We start from the raw sequence: 18990 nt of genomic DNA on the forward strand, positions 1-18990 counted from the left end.
AGAATACTAGTTAATATAATGGACTACTGAGAGATTTCCAACAGACGGGACTCCTGTAATAGCGGGGCTCCCGTTTTTTGTACTAGAGGTGTGTCGTGAGACTATTTATAGCGGAAAAACCCAGTATGGCTGCTGAACTGGCGAAATGCTTGCCTGGTACCGCCAGCCGCAAGGACGGTTATATCGTCACCGACGGCGGCGTTGTAACCTGGGGCTATGGCCATGTGTTGCGTCAGGCGGAGCCAGGCGAATACGATAGCAGATATGAAAAGTGGCGAGCCGAAGATTTGCCGATTATCCCGGCAGATTGGAAACTGTTGGTGGCCGACTCCTGCCGCAAGCAATTTGCCGTGATTAAGCACTTGATTGAACAGGCGAATGAAATCGTCCATGCTGGTGACCCTGATCGTGAGGGTCAGCTATTAATTGACGAAGTGCTTGACTATCTTCACAATGAAAAACCGGTGCAACGTATTTTGTTGAATGCGCTTGATGAAAAAAGCATCAAAAAGGCGATTGCCGATTTGCGCGACAACCGGGATTTCTTCTCGCTGAAACAATCTGCGCTGGCCAGATCACGAGCCGACTGGCTGATCGGCATGAACTTGTCCCGCGCCTATACGCTGGCAGCCCAACGCGCTGGGCATAGAACTACCTTACCGGTCGGACGGGTAAAAACCCCTACTCTTGCCCTTGTCGTCAGGCGGGAACGGGAGCTAGAGGCCTTCAAACCTGCAGACTACTTTACTGTAAAAGCAGATTTTCAGCATGTAAATGGTGTCTTTACAGCGTATTGGAAACCGCGGGACAATCAGGCAGGCATGGATTCAGAAGGCCGGCTGGCTGACGCGGCAGTTGCCAAACGACTGATCAATGCGGTTGAGACTGCAGCCGAAGCCTCAGAAGTCATCCTTTGTGAGACATCGGAGAAAAAGGAGCCGCAGAAATTGCCGGTGTCGTTGTCCAGCTTGCAGGTAATGGCAGGCAAGAAGTTTGGCTATGACCCGCAGACAGTTCTTGATACAGCGCAAAAACTATATGAAAAGAAACTGACCACCTATCCGCGGTCTGACTGTGAATTTTTGCCTGAGTCGCAACACGCTGATGCTGCCGCCATTCTGGGCAATCTGCGTGAAACGGGAAAGTGCGACCTAGCGCAATGGTCTGATGGGGCTGAGCCAACGATCGTAAGTCGAGCCTGGAATGATAAAAAGATCACAGCCCACCATGCGATCATTCCGACTACAGTAAAATGCAATCTGATGACCATGAACGAGAGTGAGCGAAATCTATACATTCTGATCGCACAAGCTTATATTGCGCAGTTTTATCCTGTTCACGTTTATGATCAAACGAAAGTCGAAGTATCACATGCCGGTGAGACCTTCACCGCCAGTGGCCGTATCATAACCGAGATAGGTTGGAAAGCCGTATATGGTGCTGATACAGATGATAAAAAAGAAGAAGATGGCGCCACACTGCCCGCGATGACGAAAGGCGATGCAGTAACCCTTCTTCGCGCATCGGCTGACAAAAAATCAACCAAACCGCCGCAACGCTTTACCGCAGCCACCTTGTTGGCGGCGATGAAGGAAATACATAAATATGTGAAGAATCCGGAACTAAAGAAGAGACTAAAAGATGTCGCCGGCATTGGCACAGAAGCCACTCGCGCTACTATTATCAGGGAACTGATTGAACGCGGTTTTTTGATTGAACAAACCAAGAAAAAATACTTGTGTCCTACCGATTCTGCCTACCTACTGATCGACGCATTGCCAGATGAGATGACATATCCTGATTCAACGGCGTTGTGGGAGAATATCCTGCATGAAATGGCCCAAGGCAGTGAAAGCCTGGAAGACTTCTTAACCGGCCAAGCCGAGTTTGCCGCCGATCTCTGCGGCAAGGCAATTGGCTTAACCATGCCGCTCCAAGGTGAGCATCACTGTCCACAGTGCGGGCAAGGCGTGCTGCAGCAGAGAAGTGGCAGAAACGGCAAGTTTTGGGGCTGTTCGCGCTACCCCGAGTGCCGGGCCTCGTATGATGATCAAGGCGATGCGCCGAAGAAACCGGATTATCCCTGTCCTCGCTGTCGACAAGGCGAACTCCGCTTGAAAAACGGCAAGAACGGCAATTTCTGGGGCTGCACAAAGTTTCCAGCCTGCCGGGCAACCTATAATGATAAAGAAGGCAAGCCGGCGCTGCCGGAACGGTAAAAGTAACTAGGGGAACTTTTTGACCACAGATTACGCAGAGGTCGCAGAGGGTTCGCGGGGGAGCGTTTTAAATAATTAAATGTTTCGGTACCCTCTGCGGGTACCCTCAGCGTACTCTGCGTACTCTGCGGTTAGCGTATTTTTTCGTACTCCGCGGTTAACCGTATTCTTTGGAGGATTAAGACATGAACATCTTAACAATTGAAAATCTAGCCAAGAGTTATGGCGAGAAGGTGCTGTTTCGTGATGTGACCTTTGGTGTTGACTCTGGCGATAAGATTGGTTTGATCGGCGTTAACGGCACCGGCAAGTCCACCTTCTTGAAAGTGATCGCCGGGATAGACAGCCCTGACCAAGGACAAATCGTCAAGGGCAACGGGATTACGGTCGAGTACCTGCCACAGGATCCTGAATTCGCGGCAGACGAGACCGTGCTGGCCCAGGTTTTCTGTGGCCGAGCGCCGGTTATGCAGGTGCTGCGGGACTACGAGCAAGCGCTGGCTGACAGTCAGCAGCAACCAGGCAATATCGTGTTGCAGAAGAAGTTGATTCAACTCAGCCAGCAAATGGATGACCTGGGCGGTTGGCAGCTGGAAAGCGAAGCCAAGGCCATCTTAACCAAATTGGGCATTCCAGATTTTTTAGCAAAGATCGGCACACTATCTGGCGGCCAAAAGAAACGGGTGGCTCTCGCCAGAGCGCTGATTACTCCTTCTGATCTTCTTATATTAGACGAACCGACAAATCATATTGATAATGACACTGTTGACTGGCTGGAAGACTATTTGCACAACCGCAAAGGCGGGCTGCTCATGGTCACCCATGACCGTTACTTTCTTGACCGAGTGGCGACTCGCATCATTGAATTGGATCACGGCTTACTTTACACCTATAGTGGTAATTACAGCCAGTTTCTTGAACTCAAGCTGGAACGAGAGGAACGGCGGGAGGCCAGTGAAAGGAAACGCCAAAACCTGCTGCGCAATGAACTCGTTTGGATACGGCGTGGAGCGCAGGCGCGGTCAACCAAGCAAAAAGCCCGCATCCAGCGGTTTGAGGAGTTAAGTGCCCAGAAAGCCGAGGCTGCCGATGCGAAACTTGAAGTGTCAGTTGGCGCGAGCAGGCTAGGCCGCAAGATCATTGAACTTGAGCACATTGGGCATAAGTATGATGACAGGACCCTGATTGCGGATTTTAGCTATATTGTGCTGAAAAATGACCGAGTTGGCATCGTCGGCCCTAATGGCAGCGGCAAATCTACCTTGCTGAATATCATCACTGGGATGCTGGTTCCGGATAGCGGTACTGTTGATATTGGGCAGACGGTTAAGATCGGCTACTTCTCGCAGGAAAGCGGCGAAATAGACGAAGCTATGACTGTGATTGACTATATTAAAGCAGAAGGACATTTTCTGCCAACCGCTGACGGCAGCACAATTAGCGCGTCCCAGATGTTAGAGCGTTTTATGTTTCCGCCGAACGTGCAGTGGACCCCGATTGCTAAACTGTCAGGCGGCGAGAAACGCCGTCTGCAACTACTGAAAGTATTGATGGGTGCTCCTAACGTTCTGCTGCTTGATGAGCCGACCAATGACATCGATATTCAAACCCTAACCGTTCTCGAAGACTATCTTGATGATTTTGCCGGCGCCGTCATTGTCGTCTCGCATGACCGTTATTTTCTTGATCGGCTGGTGGACAAAATATTTGCCTTTGAAGGCGATGGCAGAATCACGCAATATGTTGGCGGCTATTCCGATTATCGGGCGGCTAGCTTACTCCGGTATTCTGAAACAATAAGCAATGGCAAGCCGGTAGAAGAGAAAAAAACGATACTAGTACAACCTGTGAAAGATCGTCCCCGCAAATTTACGTTTAAAGAACAGCGGGAATTTGAGCAAATCGATGACGTCATCGCTAGTGTCGAGTCAGAACTGCGCGCCGTTACTGCACAACTTGATGGCGCTGGCAGTGATTATGAATTGCTGCGGCAGTTGACAGTCCGACAGCAGGAGCTGGAGTCCCGCCTTGACGAACTATTGGAACGGTGGACATATTTGAATGAGCTGGCGGAAGAAATGCAGAAGACTTGACGATGACGGGAAAGATATAAGAGATAGATTTTGAATTTTGGCGAGACACATCGCCATACAGGAGAAAAACGATGAATGATGCATTTACGCAATTAGGTGTTGGCGAGGCGCTAACAAACGGCCTGCAAAAGGCAGGGATTACCCAACCGACAGGAATCCAAACCCAGGTTATCCCATTCGTGCTGGCGGGAAAAGACGTGATTGGCCAATCGGCAACTGGAACAGGCAAAACATTGGCCTACCTCTTACCGCTATTTCACAAAATCGACTCGAGCAAGCGAGAAATGCAGGCGCTAGTCTTAGCACCCACCTATGAGCTGGCCATGCAAATCCAAAAGCAGGTTGAACTGCTGGCAGCGAATTCTGGACTGCCTGTCACCTCTCTGCCAATTATCGGCGACGTCAATATTGTTCGGCAGATCGAAAAGTTACGGGAAAAACCGCACATCATTGTTGGGTCTAGCGGACGAATCCTGGAACTGATTCAGAAGCGAAAGATTAGCGCCCATACCATTAAAACCATTGTGTTGGATGAGGGCGATCGGCTGCTTGGCGATCAACATCTCGAGGGTGTGAAAGCAATCATTAAAACAACGCTGAAGGATCGCCAGTTGCTGCTGTTCTCGGCAACGATTAAACCAGGGACTGTCGAACTGGCAAAAAGCCTAATGCGTGAACCCGAATTGGTTCGTGTGACGCCTCAGGCTCAAGATCAACCAGATATTACACACTGGTATTTCGTAACCGAGCTGCGGGAAAAGATGGACGTCTTGCGCAAAATCGCTCGCAGCATTGAAGGTGAGCGAGCTCTGGTCTTTATTAACAAACAGGACAACGTGGAGGTCACTGTTGCCAAATTGAATTTTCAAGGTTTAGCAGCAGCTAGTCTGCATGGAAGTGCAAGCAAAGCAGAACGGAAAAAAGCGCTTGAAGACTTCCGCAACGGTAAAATACAGCTTTTGGTTGCCTCTGACATTGCCGCAAGGGGCCTTGACATCCCTGGTGTGGACTATGTGATCAATCTTGATATGCCAGATGAAGCGCAAATTTACTTGCATCGCGTCGGCCGTACCGGAAGGGCCGGACGCAGTGGCACAGCCATATCGATTGTCACCGCCGGAGAAACGCAATATATCGAGAAATGCGAAAAAGCGCTGAAAATTACCATGCAAAAGAAACAGATGGTCAGAGGCGAGATGGCAGACAAAAAGGTGAGGCAAACCAATCTTAAACCGCAAAAAGTTCAACCAGTAAAGGTAAAACAAACAGAAATAAAGAAATAGTCAATAGCGTTTCAAATGGGGAGGGAGTAAATTGACGCAGACCATCGTACTGGCCTTTGGCGGCAATGCTATTACCCGATCAACGGAAAAGGGAACTCGGGATGAACAATGGGCAAACATTCGCAAGACCTGCGCGCATGTGGCGGAACTGATCAAGCAGGGACATCGCGTCCTGATTACTCATGGCAATGGACCACAGGTTGGCAACTTGCTGTTGAAAAATGAACTGTGCAAAGAGGTTGTCCCGCCGATGCCGCTTGATGTTTGTGTTTCTAACACACAAGGTTCGCTTGGCTATGCCATCAGTCAGACGTTGGGCAACTACCTGCAAAGCATTGGTATCGAGATTCCGGTGGTTTCATTGATTACCCAAGTAGTGGTCAGCCCGGAAGATCCCTCATTTACGCAACCCTCAAAATTCATCGGTCCATTCTTTTCTGAGGTCGAGGCGTGCCAGATCATGGAAACCAAAGGCCATGTGTTCAAAGAAGACAGTGGTCGCGGCTGGCGGCGGGTTGTGCCTTCACCAGAACCTCTCGAAATCGTCGAAAGAAATATGGTCAAACAATTGTTGGATACAGGCGCAGTGGTAGTGGCAGCTGGCGGTGGCGGCATCCCGGTTGCGCGTAGCGTTGGTGGATTAGTGGGCGTTGAAGCTGTTATTGATAAAGACATGGCCGGACAATTACTAGCCAGCGGGGTAAATGCCGATGCGTTTCTGCTCTTAACTGAGGTTGAACGGGTCTGTATCAATTATGGCAAACCCTCTCAACAAACTCTGGCGAGCATGACTGTGTCCCAAGCCCGCCAATATCAAGCTGCAGGTCACTTTCCGCCAGGAAGCATGGGTCCAAAGGTTGAAGCCGCTATTCGCTTCGTTTCCTCCGTCCCGGGCCGCAAAGCCTATATCGTTTCATTAGAGAACGCCTGTAAAGCCTTCACTGGCGAAAGCGGCACAGTGATAACCGCAGAATAAGCAACACAAAAGCCAAGCTGACCGATTAAGGCCTGCTTGGCTTTTTAAACGTCCAGAAACGATAACAGTAGAAGTACCTTAACGCGAAGCCCGCAAAGGGCGCAAACGCCGCAAAGCGGAATAACAAATTATCTTTGCGCCGCTAGCGATCTTAGCGTTCTTTGCGCTAAACCGCTTCTCCAGTATTGCAAAGACTGCCACGCCGCGGTTTGGTTTTGTGGCTCTCGTGTACCGCTAGTGCCGCTTGTGTTTATCGACTACTTTCTCCCGCGCTCAGTCGGTTTGCGCGCTCGTAACGGTTTGTTCTGGCTGGATATTTCTTCACTCTGCTTAGGTTTGCGTCGGCTTCGGGTATTCACGCCAGCGTGTACGGGCTTCTTGTCAGTCGCCTTCTTTACAGTGGCGGTAGTGACTTTGCCCCTTCTCGGCTGTACTTGTGCTTTACGGGTAATGATTTGTCCATTGGCTTTGCGCTTTTCCAGCGTTGCACGGATGCCTTGCTCAATCATCCGTAAATAGATGGTTTCGGCAGCAGTGACAAACGTAACCGCAATGCCGGTTTCGCCCGCTCGTCCGGTACGGCCGATGCGGTGAATATAGCTCTCCACATCATGCGGAATATCAAAGTTAAATACATGAGTGACCGCCTCGATATCAAGGCCGCGGGCCGCGATATCTGTCGCCACCAGGATCTGCAGTTTAGCTTCGCTGAACCGACGCATGACTCGCTCGCGTTTGGCCTGTGATAGATCGCCATGCAGTTCATCAACTTCATAGCCGCGCTGGGATAAGGCTTCGTTAAGCATAATGGCACGTTGTTTAGTGTGGCAGAAGACCATCGCCAAATACGGACGATACTCGTCGATGAGTTTGCAGAGTGCATCAATCTTTGCTTCTTCACTGGTTTCAATGACAATCTGCTTGATCTCGTCTAGCGTGACATTCTGGGTTCTTATCTGAATATCAACAGGCTTATCCATGTAACGCGTCGCCAGAGCGCGGACTTTTGACGGCATGGTTGCCGAAAACAGCATGATTTGGCGTTTGCTGGATGTATGACGAATAATTGATTCCACATCATCAATAAAACCCATATGTAGCATCTGATCAGCTTCGTCAAGCACCAGCCGCGTCGCTCCGTTTAGGTCAATGGTACCGCGCCGCACATGATCCAAGAGACGACCAGGCGTACCGATGACTACTTGGACACCAGCCTTCAACTTGGCAATTTGACGCTCTACATCCTGACCGCCATAAACAGATAAAACCTGCGCACCAAATGGCTCAGCCAACTGTGTCGCCACCTGGGTGATCTGCAATGCTAGCTCCCGGGTAGGTGTGACAATGACTACTTGAACATTCGGTTTTTGTGGCTGTAATTTTTCAAACAGTGGTAGCAAAAAAGCCAGCGTCTTGCCTGTTCCTGTCTGGGCCTGGGCAATCAAGTCTTTGCCAGCCAGTAAGACAGGAATAGCCTGAACTTGGATAGGGGTGGGAGTAGTGATCCCATCTTTATATAAGTATTCTTGGATTTCCCGGCGGATACCTAAGGAAATAAAATCTGTCGACACAAATGAAGCCTCCTGCAGTTTTTTTAGGTACGGTTCAGCGCAGAGTACACAGAGGGAATGTCGAGTACAGACTCCTCATACTTTGCGGTTAACGACGCTTTTTCTTTGGACTATCCGTCATTATATCAGTTTGTGTCAGTAAATGATAGGTTATTCTTGGAAAATGCTTTTCTTCGATAGTGCTAATGGCTTGTGCGTGGTAATATAGCAAGAAAGGAGGGGTGATTGTGCTAACCTATTTTCTTTGGAATTGCGCTGCGTTTCTGCTAGTCAGGATGGATAAATATCGCGCCCGCCACGGACGATGGCGTGTGCCGGAACGCATCTTTTTCCTCTGGGCGCTGCTGTTCGGCGCAGCCGGAATACTGTTGGGCATGTACATATACCGCCATAAGACCCGTCACGCCAGCTTCGTATTTGGCATACCGCTGTTATTGGTGGTTAATTTTGCTTGCTATTATTTTGCTCTCAGCAAGAGATGGGTATCATTTTCTTAATCTACCAGAGAAAAATGAAGAACGAATTACGCTTTACCATAGAGTACACAGAGGGTGCATGACACAGAGGGTTTCAGATTTTATATATTAACCCGTAACCCTCTGCGGGGCCCTCCGCGTACTCTGCGCACTCTGCGGTTAACGCTCCTCCGTCTCCGAAAGACCACCACGGAGATTTTCTTAACGCTCGCCGCGCAGTAGCGGGGTTAGGCGTCCTTGGTAAAATATTTTCAAGTAATACATGGCTCGGGATAATGCGACATAGAGAAGTTTCGCATCAAGGTAGTTAGAGCTAAACTCTTTGTCGGAAGCATTCCAAATGAGTACTCCGTCAAATTCCAGTCCTTTAGCCAACAGGACTGGCGCGATCGTTACGCCGCCATGGTAAATGGCTGCAGTATTTGTGATCAGGTGTAGGTCGCTTAGTTCTGGATTCGACAGTTTTAATGCAGTATAGATCTCTTCGCTGTCACTTTCTTGTCGGCTAATAATCCCGATTGACTGGCAACCCAATTCCTTAAACTCTGTAATTGCGGCAGCCAGACGGCGAATGCCGTCAACTGTTGATGCTGCCCGTACGATCTGGGGTTGTCTGCCGATTTCATAGACAGGTATCGCCTTTGATCGTCCATCAGGCATGACTTTATTAAACAGATCGACGATTTCTTTGGCTGAGCGATAGCTGTAATTGACTTCATAATAGTGGGATCTGGCTTCGCCAAACACTTCCTTTAGCAGAGCCTGCCAGCTTTCGAGGCCGCGTCCGGCATGGATACCTTGAAACATATCCCCCATGATCGTAAATGACATGTTGCGCGATAATCGACGCAAGACCATGTATTCCAACAGGCTAAGGTCTTGTCCTTCATCTATAACGATATGATCATATTTTTCCATGTGATCCGTTCCGTCGATTAGATACTTTAGATAACAAAGCGGCGCTAAGTCTTCTCGCTCGATTTTGCCTTGCTGTAGCAGCGGTAGAGTATGCGCAGCCAGTTCCTCGTAGTCTGCACCTAGTCGCTTCAAACTTTTCCAGGCTGGTTTATCTGCATACACTGCCGCGTAGCCGGTAAGCAACTTCAGGTTCGGCCACTTGGCAAAGTGCTTATTCAGAAAAGACTCAGCTTCCTGATGGAAGCGCTGCAGTAATTCATCACTTATGCCATGCTCGCCGCGATTGAGTCTCACCCTTAGCACTTCGAGAAAGTTTCTAATACGAAATCGGATGTGTTTTTCCAGTGTGGTTAGACGCTCATTATAGGGAACCTGCGCTCCTTCTACAACCTTCTCTAGTTGTTGCTCTTTGGTAATAATCAGCTGATTATCAAAAAGCGTAAGGTCAGTTAGTTTTAGGCAGAATTTCTGTATCTGCCTGTCAAGAAATTCTTGTAAGACCTCAACAAATTGGGGTGAGCCTTTCCAACGGGCAAGGGCTGCTGTTTGTTCGCTAGCAAGCTGTTGCTGGCTGAACCGGGGCGTCATTTGCAGAATGGCGATAGCAATGTCTTCGAAGGTAAGCTGTTTGGCATCTTGGACATCAAGGTCTGGCAGTAGTTCTGAGATATAGTCGAGGAAGATTCGGTTAGGGGCGACGACAGCCAGTCGGGATGGGTTGAGCTTATCATTGTACAAAAGATAAGATAGCCGATGCAACCCGATCGTACTCTTGCCTGAGCCAGCTACTCCTTGAATTACGGTTACCTGATTTAAAGGTTCGCGGATGATCAGATTTTGCTCAGACCGGATGGAGGTAACAATATCTTTTAACCGATCGCTAGCGCCTTGAAGCAGGCGCTCTTTAAGAAACGGGTCGGCGATCAGTGATTCTTGCTGTCGATTGATTAGCTTTCCAAGGATGTCATCATCCGACATGGCTATCAATTGGCCATCTTCGATCTTATACTGCCGTTTTAGGCGTACTTCACCAGTATAACTATAACGTCCCAAGACTTCGTAGGTAGCCCGGCCGTCTTGACATTCATAGAAAATAGCGGAAACAGGGTCTCGCCAGTCAAAGACCAGAATATCGCTTGCTTTCTGAATATCCAGCCGAGAGATCTTAGTTCTGCCGATATAAAATTGTTCAAATTGTTCGGTGCCGTCTTCGCGAAAGTCTACTCGGCCAAAGTAAGGACTGGCCAGTGCATGCTCAATGTCGTAAATTTTTGCCGCATGGTCACTCTTCATTAAGGAATGGACATAGGCGCTAACTTCATCTTTATTCGTGCGGGCCTTGCCTATTTTATGGAGCCGAACATCAATGTCGGCGTCGAGATCAATGATGATCTGTTTCATTTCTTGAATTGTATTTTCTAGATGTTGCTTTTCAAGGGGAAACTCAGGGTGATTGTTTTCCATAATATCTCCTTACTAGGCTGTTAGAAAATGTTCAGATGCGAGGCGAGTTTAGCCAGCAGATTGCTGCTTGCGGGCCTGTAAGATCTGAGAGCGAGAGTAATTGGCACAAACGTCAAAGTCAGGTTTGCATGGTCAAGTTATTCCCTCCATATGCTACAATGATACCTTGATTCTACATTTCTGTAAATTGGACCAAGATGGTGGCGCATTGCAATTTAGCGTGAAGTAGGGTAGAATTAATCAAATTGCTGCTAGCAGATTAGTTGTATACGGAGGAATCAAGATGTCAGAACGTATGAACTTGCAGGATGTGCTCAGAGAATACGGTGTTCCGCTCGCGACACTTAACGTCACGGCTTCGTTAGGAGATTGTCAAGAACTGCGGGAACGGTTGCTAGCCATCCGTAATTTGACCCAGGGTAAAGAACAAGGTTATCTGGAAGTTGCCTGCACCTTCTATATTGATGTCCACGATATTGACCGCTATCTGTCTGGTGAGCTGCCTAATTTGGCTGAAATCTACACCTTTCCTGATGATGTAAAGACGTTTAAGGAGGAGTAACATGAAAAGACTATTACTGCTAACATTTATTTTTGTATTCGCTATCAATGCTGTCGGATTTGCCGCTGTTGGCGGGTCGAAAGTGAGGATGTCGTCACCAAGACCTTCAACCCAACAAGCTGCACCGCCTCCTGCTAGTAACTATAAACCCTCCGCGCCTGCCAGCAGTTATACAGAAAAAGCACCGGCTGCCAAGGCCGCAACACCACAAGCGTCTCAGCCCGCTACCGGCGGTTTCATGAGAAACTTCGGCATGTTCGGTGGCGGTATGTTGTTGGGCAGTTTGCTGGGTAATATGTTCGGCTTCGGCCACACTGGCATGTTTGCCAATATGATGGGGATGTTATTTAACGTTTTGCTGCTTGCCGCTATCTTCATGGCAGGACGCTTTGTTTGGAATAAGATGACAAACCGTGACCGCAATGACAGAAGATAATTAAAGCCAACGCCGCCTGATCGCGCTTAAGCGAGGGCGGCGTTACTTTTTCTTATTCAGTTTCTTTGCTCTCGCCATATTGGCGCACTGCTTCGCACCTCTGGTCGAGCGGTTCGCCTGTAGACCAGATTTCTTTAAAGACGTATGCATTTTTGAAGCCGACGCTCCATTGATAAGCTCCTTCTGGTGTATAGCAAGCAAAGATAAGGTTTTGCCTGAGCTTTTCCGGCAGAGTACCTTCTTCATTGGTAATTAGTGCATAATTTCCAGTCGGCGCGAATTCCACAGACAAGGCAGTTAGGCCATCCTCGATGTCAATCTCTTCAAAACCGAGTGCTTGGAAAAATTCTAGAACGCTTTCTTCTTGCATCGATATCCTCTCCGTTTCCTTAAACTATCTACTGTATTGTAGCCTAATTTCGCAGACTTAACAACAGATGGCAGGCAATCTGTATTCGGCTTAGCGTTCTTAACGTGTTGTGCACTCTGAGTCAGCGGCGAATGTAAAATAGTGCTTCGCAGGATGGACAGTGCTGGAAGTAAACGGTACAATGGAGAAAAGATAACAAGGAATGATCGGTTTGGATCAATATACAGTTGCGCTAGTAGCTGGTGTCATACTCGCGCTGGCTTTATTTGTTTTCACACTAGGCAAGAGTCCGGTTTTCCGTGTGGATCGGGCAGGAGCGGCAATTATCGGCGCTGCTGCGATGATTGCTTGCGGTGTTCTGTCATTTGAAGAAGCAATGCAGTCAGTTGACTTCAAAACAATTGTTATCTTGTTCTCGATGATGATTGTTGTTGCTAATTTAAAAATCGCCGGATTTTTCGATCTGATCGGCAGTGCCATTTTGCGACAGATTAGCAGTAAGCAAAGCCTGCTGTTGTCGACGATTATGGTCAGCGGTGTTATGTCCGCACTCGCGATCAATGATGTGGTATGTCTTCTATTCACTCCGGTCGTACTTCTCGTTTGTCGCAGAGGGAAATGTAATCCGATGCCCCATCTGTTGGCAGTTGCTATGGCATCGAACATCGGCAGTGCGGCCACACTTTTGGGCAATCCGCAGAATATCTTGATTGGCAGTTTGTCAGGACTGTCGTTTGCGAGTTACTTTTTTACCGCTAGTCCGATTGCGCTAGGCGGTTTACTGCTAACTCATGGGATCTTGTCCGTTCTCTATCGACGCGAGCTCAGTGGCTTCATATCCCCGGAAGCCGAACAGCACAGTGTAGTGATTCATGGTTATCTTATTGCCAAGACCTTGCTGGTTTTGACGGCAATCCTGGCCGCCTATATTGCCGGATTTGAGCTGGCGCTTGCGTCCAGCGTTGGCGCGGCTTTTCTGTTAATAACACGAAGAGTTAATCCTAATAAGGTCTATGCCAGTGTAGACTTTAACCTGTTGGTTATTTTTATTGGCTTGTTCATCATTGTCGGCGGTGTGGAGAAGAGTGGATTAATGGGTGAACTCATGGCTTTTCTGCCTAGCTCTGCCACTGAACATAGAGGACTATTCGCTGTACTGACGGTGATTCTGTCAAACATCGTCAGCAATGTTCCTGCCGTTTTATTACTTAAGTTCTTTGTACCAGTTGATCATGCGGAAATTTGGTGGAAGTCCTTAGCGCTGTTTTCGACCTTGGCTGGTAATCTCACCATTACCGGTTCGGTGGCCAATCTGATTGTGGCGGAAATCGCTAAGCGTAACAATGTTGCCATCAGCGCTAAGGAGTATCTTAAGGCAGGCTTGCCGTTGACGGTCTTGACTACAGGTATGGCGTTGGTCTGGCTAACGCTTTTCAGGTAATCAATGTTGAGGGGGAACTGTGATGGGGCATATTGTCAATAGTGAAAGAGAGTATGTGCTTTTGCAGCGGCGACTGGACCAAAATCTGACTGGAGCCCCATTCTCACCTGTTTTTATTGAAATCTTGAAACTGTTGTTTTCGCCGGCAGAAGCGAATCTGGCCAGGCAAATCCCCTTACGCCCGACCCGACTGCAAGACCTTGCCCGGAAATTATGCCTGCCACTTGAGAAGCTACGTGAACGAATAACTAGTATGGCAGAACGTGGATTGGTTCTTGATTTTGAGCACAAGGGACAATCTTACGTTGTTCTTGCGCCAGTGGTCATCGGTTTCTTTGAATTTGTTTTTATGCGGACAAGGACTGAGTTGCCCATGACTGAGCTGGCCCGCTTGTTCGAAGAATATATGTTTCAAGATGATCGGTTTGCCCGTAGCATATTTTCCTCCCAGACCCAGCTGGGGCGCACCATGGTTCGGGAAGAGAGTTTGCCGGAAACCGATTTCTCCGAGGTGTTGGACTGGGAGAAAGCATCTTCAGCGATCGAATCTGCCGCTTTTGTCGGTGTATCGTTATGCGCCTGTCGTCATAAGGCGAGCCATTTGGGAAAAAGCTGCTCCGCACCGCAACGGACCTGCTTGACCTTCAACACTAGCGGCCAGATGCTGGTTCAACGAGGTATGGCAGAAGCGATCAGCCAGGCTGAAGCGTTGGCGATACTGGCAGAATGCAAGGCCATGGGACTAGTTCAGATCGCAGATAATGTTCAGAAACAGGTTGGATTTCTCTGTAATTGCTGTGGCTGCTGCTGCGGTATGCTCCAAGCCATCCGGACGCTTGACATCCATAATGCGGTCATAACCTCGAATTGGTTGGTTGCGATTAATAGTCCGACCTGTAAAGGCTGCGGCTTGTGCGCCAAGGCATGTCCTATCGGCGCAATCCACATGGAAGAGCAAGACAGCAAGCCCGCGCAAGCAGTTTGCACCCCCGAACTTTGCCTGGGATGCGGTGTTTGTTACACAGCCTGCAAATTTGGCAGCATTACCATGCAGAAACGAGCGCAGCAAGTGTTGGTTCCTGAAACAACGTTTGACAGGCTGGCGGCTATGGCAATTGAGCGAGGCAAGCTTGCCAACTTCCTGTTTGACGATCCAACGCGACTGAGTCACCGGGCGTTAGGACGTTTAGCGTCAGTGATCGAACAGTCTGCGCCAGTGAAGACGCTGCTGGCTATCAAACCCTTAAAGTCAGTATTTCTTAACGCATTACAAAGAGGCATATCAGGCCGTTAGTACAGTAATTCTATGTATACTGGCGGTATATTTTCGAAATACTGCGTTGTCGAGGAGAAATAAACGTGAACATACAAATTTTTGGTACAAAGAAGTGCCAGGATTCTCGTAAAGCAGAGCGCTATTTCAAGGAACGGAGTATTCCTTTTCAATATGTGGATCTGACAGTACGCGGTCTGAGTAAAGGCGAGCTCGATCGGGTCAAGGCTGCTGTTGGACAGGAAAATCTCATTGATAAGGCTGGCAAAGAGTATGAGAAACGTAATCTGAAGTATCTGGTTCACAATGTAGAGGAAATGCTGCTTGAGCACCCGCTGCTGCTAAAGACACCAATTGTACGTAATGGACCGAAGGCAACGGTGGGGTATCAGCCAAAAACATGGGATGAGTGGAAGTAGAGTCAGACTGTTAACAGTAGAAATACGTTAGTGCGAAGCGTCGCAACGCGAGTATGAATATCATATAAAATCCCGTAGCGGCTTTCGCGTCTTCGCGGCCCAAAATCGTCTCCACCCCCGTTTTTATAATGAACCATACCCTCTGCGCACCCTCCGCGTACTCTGCGTACTCTGCGGTTAACGTACTTAATCGCCCCGTTGATCTATCGACCCGCGACTCACCGAGAAAAACCGCGTGGTTTTTCTTATCCTGCGAAAGAAGCTGGAAACTAGAGAGAATCGTAGACAAATGGCTGTATTTTTACTTAGAATGTCCTTTTGATACTTTGCTATTTTAGCATAGTAAAGTATCATAGAAATATAATTTGGTAGTGGGGGTAGTGAAATGAGAAAGTTTTTTTTGATCGCCTTAACTGTGCTGTTGGCTGCTCTACTATTGGTCGGTTGCGGCGGTTCGCAACCCAAGAAAATTGTGGTAGGTCTTGATGATAATTTCCCACCGATGGGATTTAGAGATGAGAAAAACAATATTATTGGATTTGACGTAGATATGGCTAAAGAGGCCACCAAACGCCTTGGTATGGCGGTTGAATTCAAACCAATCGACTGGAGCAGTAAAGAGGCTGAATTAAGCAGCAAACGCGTAGATGTTCTGTGGAACGGCCTGACGATCACTGAGAAACGGAAGGAAAATATCCTGTTTACCAAGCCGTACATGGAGAACAAGCAAGTTATCATTGTTACTGCGAATTCAAAAGTGAAGGGCAAGGCTGACCTCGCCGGCAAAGCCGTCGGTGTGCAGGACGGCAGCAGCAGTGTAGATGCGATAACAAAAGAAGCGGCTATTCTCAAATCCTTTAAAGAATTGAAGAAGTACCCTGACAATGTGGCAGCTTTGTTGGATCTAAAAGCCGGTAGAATTGAAGCACTTGTTGTCGATGAGATCGTCGGCCGCTACTACATCGCCAAGAAACCTGGCGATTATGCAGTTCTGTCCGACCACTTTGGCGCTGAGGAATACGGCGTTGGACTGCGTAAAGATGATAAAGAATTATTGACCAAACTGCAGAAGGCATTGGATGAGATGAAGCAAGACGGCACGTCTGCGAAGATATCTAAGCAGTGGTTTGGTGAAAATATCGTAAAATAAGTGGGGCATTGAAGATTGAGTTGTGGAGGAAGCCAATGGTTATCGCCATTGGCTTCTTCAAACTATTAGCTTAGTTAATAGGAGGAACGGTTAGCACAGTACACAGAGTAGACACGAAGGGTGATTGGGTTATATAATTATTCAGTATCCCTCTGCGGGGATATACGGGTACTCTATGTACTCTGTGGTTTGGCAACTTCGTTTGTTTAATTTAGATAGGAGAGAATACCATGGAATACGTCTTCAATATTTTGGGGCCGATGCTAGATGGAACAGTTGTCACTCTACAAATGTTTTTCATCACCATTGTCCTTTCCCTGCCGTTAGGCTTACTGTTGGCTGTTGGACGGATATCCCGCTATCCGGCTGTTCGCGGTACGGTTGGAACCTATATTTGGCTAATGCGGGGCACCCCGTTGATGCTACAGTTGCTTTTCATTTACTTTGGGCTACCGTTTGTGCCTTATATTGGCGTGCGGCTGCCTGATTTTCCAGCAGCTGTTATTGCTTTTGTCTTAAACTATGCTGCTTATTTTGCCGAAATCTTCCGGGCTGGTATACAATCCATTGATCGCGGCCAATATGAAGGGGCAAAGGCGTTGGGCATGACTTACCTGCAAACCATGCGACGCATTGTATTGCCGCAAGTGATCAAGCGGGTCTTGCCGCCTGTCAGTAATGAAACGATCACTCTTGTCAAGGACACGTCCTTGATTTATGTTTTGGCAATGAATGATCTGCTGCGCACTGCCCGCACGATTGTGCAGCGTGATTTTAATACAACGCCGTTTATTGTGGCAGCTGTATTTTACCTAGTTATGACTCTGGTTCTGACCTGGGTGTTTGAACGCTTGGAAAAACGCTATGCAATGTTCGATGAGTAGGTGATAAAGATGGATATGGTTGTAGTTCGCGATGTTTATAAAGCGTTTGGCCAACTTGAGGTATTGAAGGGAATTTCGCTTACTGTTGAGAAGGGTGAGGTAGTTGCCATTATCGGACCTTCCGGGTCTGGAAAAAGTACACTGCTCCGCTGTCTTAATCGTTTGGAAACGATGGATCGGGGCATAATCGAGATTGAAGGTGAAACGCTGGCAGCAAACGGACCAGACGGAAAAAGTCTCTATGCGCCAGAACCCCAGGCGAGAACAATTTGTCGCAAAATGGGAATGGTATTTCAGTCCTTCAATCTGTTTCCCCATTTGACTGTTTTCGAAAATGTCATTGAGGCGCCGCTGGTGGTAAAGGGTGTACAACGCAGCGAGATCGAACCGGAAGCAGAGGAACTGTTGCGCAAAGTCGGCTTATTTGATAAACGCAACAGCTACCCTTCGCGCTTATCTGGTGGTCAAAAGCAGCGTGTCGCTATTGCCCGGGCGTTGGCGATGAAACCAGATATTATGCTGTTTGATGAGCCGACCTCGGCATTAGATCCCGAATTGACAGGCGAGGTGCTCAAAGCCATGCGTCAACTCGCTGAGGAACATATGACAATGCTGGTGGTGACCCACGAAATGGCATTTGCCCGAGAAGTGGCAAATCGAGTTATTTTTATGGATGACGGGGAAATTGTGGAGGAAGGAAAGCCTAGCGAGATCTTCAGCCAACCTTCTCATCCCAGGACGCAGGCATTTCTCAAGAGTATGCTTTAATAAGAAAGAAGTCTTTAGAGTAACCGGGGATACGTTAACCGCAGAGTACGCAGAGTTTGCGGAGGGTACGTGAGGCTACGGTACTTGACGAACCCTCTGAGCATTCTGCGGTTAAGCACTCCCCAGTTTTCTCGTTGCATACTATTAGGTTGTCATCAGAAAGGAGATTGCTATGAAATTCACGTTCGCTCACAACAATATCAATGTCCTCAATCTGGAGAAAAGTCTGGCCTTTTACCAACAGGCGCTTGGACTAACTGAAACCCGGCGGGTTGAAAAATCTGACTTTACGTTAGTCTACCTCGGCGATGATGTGACGCCGCATCGCTTAGAACTGACTTGGTTGAAAGATCGCCAACAGCCGTATAACTTAGGAGATAATGAGATACATATCGCCTTTCGAGTAGATGATTTCAACGCCGCCCATGCACTTCATGAAAACATGGGCTGTATTTGTTACGAAAACGCTGGTATGGGAATTTACTTTATTGCTGATCCTGATGGGTATTGGCTGGAGATCATACCAACAAGATAGGTGTAATTTTAACTGCAAAGCATGAGGAAGTTGTCTCCGGGAGGTTCCGGTGACAACTTCCTCTTGTGTTTTTTAACACAACGTATCCCTCTAGTACCCTCTGTAAACTCTGCGTCCTCTGCGGTTCGTTAGCTCTTCGCCTTCACCGATTG

The 18990-nt window shown here is 48.2% G+C and carries 17 protein-coding genes; 14 read left to right on the forward strand and 3 right to left on the reverse strand.

What is annotated here, in order from left to right; all coding sequences use genetic code 11:
* Nucleotides 1-95 precede the first annotated feature (95 nt).
* The 4 genes from AXX12_RS00720 (at nt 96) to arcC (ending at nt 6571) form a co-directional block, all read left to right on the forward strand.
* On the forward strand, nt 96-2219 hold the full coding sequence (locus AXX12_RS00720) for a DNA topoisomerase III (protein ID WP_066236767.1): 2124 nt from the start codon (nt 96-98) through the stop codon (nt 2217-2219).
* Nucleotides 2220-2404: 185 nt separating this feature from the next.
* Complete coding sequence (locus tag AXX12_RS00725; RefSeq protein WP_066236771.1) at nt 2405-4312, forward strand: ABC-F family ATP-binding cassette domain-containing protein; 1908 nt, start codon at nt 2405-2407, stop codon at nt 4310-4312.
* 71 nt (nt 4313-4383) lie between these two features.
* Complete coding sequence (locus tag AXX12_RS00730) at nt 4384-5595, forward strand: DEAD/DEAH box helicase (RefSeq protein ID WP_066236773.1); 1212 nt, start codon at nt 4384-4386, stop codon at nt 5593-5595.
* A 31-nt stretch (nt 5596-5626) separates the two neighbouring features.
* Nucleotides 5627-6571 carry a carbamate kinase gene (gene arcC, locus AXX12_RS00735; RefSeq protein WP_066236774.1) on the forward strand — a complete coding sequence of 315 codons (945 nt, stop codon included), beginning with the start codon at nt 5627-5629 and terminating at the stop codon, nt 6569-6571.
* 257 nt (nt 6572-6828) lie between these two features.
* Here the strand turns inward: arcC and AXX12_RS00740 are convergent, their stop codons facing one another.
* Nucleotides 6829-8142 carry a DEAD/DEAH box helicase gene (locus tag AXX12_RS00740; protein WP_066236778.1) on the reverse strand — a complete coding sequence of 438 codons (1314 nt, stop codon included), beginning with the start codon at nt 8140-8142 and terminating at the stop codon, nt 6829-6831.
* A 227-nt stretch (nt 8143-8369) separates the two neighbouring features.
* On the opposite strand from AXX12_RS00740, the gene AXX12_RS00745 reads away from it, so the two are divergent.
* Nucleotides 8370-8639 (forward strand): DUF1294 domain-containing protein, encoded by a 270-nt coding sequence (locus AXX12_RS00745; RefSeq protein WP_197470603.1) that lies wholly within the window; start codon nt 8370-8372, stop codon nt 8637-8639.
* Nucleotides 8640-8819: 180 nt separating this feature from the next.
* Here AXX12_RS00745 and AXX12_RS00750 read toward each other — a convergent pair whose 3' ends face one another.
* Nucleotides 8820-11000 carry a HelD family protein gene (locus tag AXX12_RS00750; RefSeq protein ID WP_066236782.1) on the reverse strand — a complete coding sequence of 727 codons (2181 nt, stop codon included), beginning with the start codon at nt 10998-11000 and terminating at the stop codon, nt 8820-8822.
* Nucleotides 11001-11283: 283 nt separating this feature from the next.
* Between AXX12_RS00750 and AXX12_RS00755 the strand changes: the two genes are divergently transcribed.
* A complete protein-coding gene (locus AXX12_RS00755) occupies nt 11284-11562 on the forward strand; it encodes a hypothetical protein (RefSeq protein WP_066236784.1) in 279 nt (92 codons plus the stop codon).
* Between the two features lies 1 nt (nt 11563).
* Nucleotides 11564-11998, forward strand: a complete 435-nt coding sequence (locus AXX12_RS00760) for a hypothetical protein (protein WP_066236785.1) — start codon at nt 11564-11566, stop codon at nt 11996-11998.
* A 52-nt stretch (nt 11999-12050) separates the two neighbouring features.
* Here AXX12_RS00760 and AXX12_RS00765 read toward each other — a convergent pair whose 3' ends face one another.
* Nucleotides 12051-12368 (reverse strand): hypothetical protein, encoded by a 318-nt coding sequence (locus AXX12_RS00765; protein WP_066236788.1) that lies wholly within the window; start codon nt 12366-12368, stop codon nt 12051-12053.
* A 211-nt stretch (nt 12369-12579) separates the two neighbouring features.
* On the opposite strand from AXX12_RS00765, the gene AXX12_RS00770 reads away from it, so the two are divergent.
* The 7 genes from AXX12_RS00770 (at nt 12580) to AXX12_RS00800 (ending at nt 18838) form a co-directional block, all read left to right on the forward strand.
* Complete coding sequence (locus tag AXX12_RS00770) at nt 12580-13809, forward strand: ArsB/NhaD family transporter (RefSeq protein ID WP_231881735.1); 1230 nt, start codon at nt 12580-12582, stop codon at nt 13807-13809.
* 22 nt (nt 13810-13831) lie between these two features.
* Nucleotides 13832-15103 (forward strand): 4Fe-4S dicluster domain-containing protein, encoded by a 1272-nt coding sequence (locus AXX12_RS00775; protein WP_066236791.1) that lies wholly within the window; start codon nt 13832-13834, stop codon nt 15101-15103.
* A gap of 65 nt (nt 15104-15168) precedes the next feature.
* Complete coding sequence (locus tag AXX12_RS00780) at nt 15169-15501, forward strand: arsenate reductase family protein (protein ID WP_066236793.1); 333 nt, start codon at nt 15169-15171, stop codon at nt 15499-15501.
* 385 nt (nt 15502-15886) lie between these two features.
* The gene (locus AXX12_RS00785; RefSeq protein WP_066236795.1) at nt 15887-16651 is read left to right on the forward strand and encodes an amino acid ABC transporter substrate-binding protein; all 765 of its coding nucleotides are present in this window, start codon (nt 15887-15889) and stop codon (nt 16649-16651) included.
* A 230-nt stretch (nt 16652-16881) separates the two neighbouring features.
* Nucleotides 16882-17535, forward strand: coding sequence for an amino acid ABC transporter permease (locus tag AXX12_RS00790; RefSeq protein WP_066236797.1), 654 nt, complete (start codon nt 16882-16884; stop codon nt 17533-17535).
* A gap of 15 nt (nt 17536-17550) precedes the next feature.
* Nucleotides 17551-18303: an amino acid ABC transporter ATP-binding protein gene (locus tag AXX12_RS00795; protein WP_197470616.1), complete on the forward strand. Its 753-nt coding sequence runs from the start codon at nt 17551-17553 to the stop codon at nt 18301-18303.
* A 172-nt stretch (nt 18304-18475) separates the two neighbouring features.
* Nucleotides 18476-18838 carry a VOC family protein gene (locus AXX12_RS00800; RefSeq protein WP_066236803.1) on the forward strand — a complete coding sequence of 121 codons (363 nt, stop codon included), beginning with the start codon at nt 18476-18478 and terminating at the stop codon, nt 18836-18838.
* Nucleotides 18839-18990: the final 152 nt, after the last annotated feature.

It is taken from the genome of Anaerosporomusa subterranea, from assembly GCF_001611555.1.
Lineage (GTDB): Bacteria > Bacillota > Negativicutes > Sporomusales > Acetonemataceae > Anaerosporomusa > Anaerosporomusa subterranea.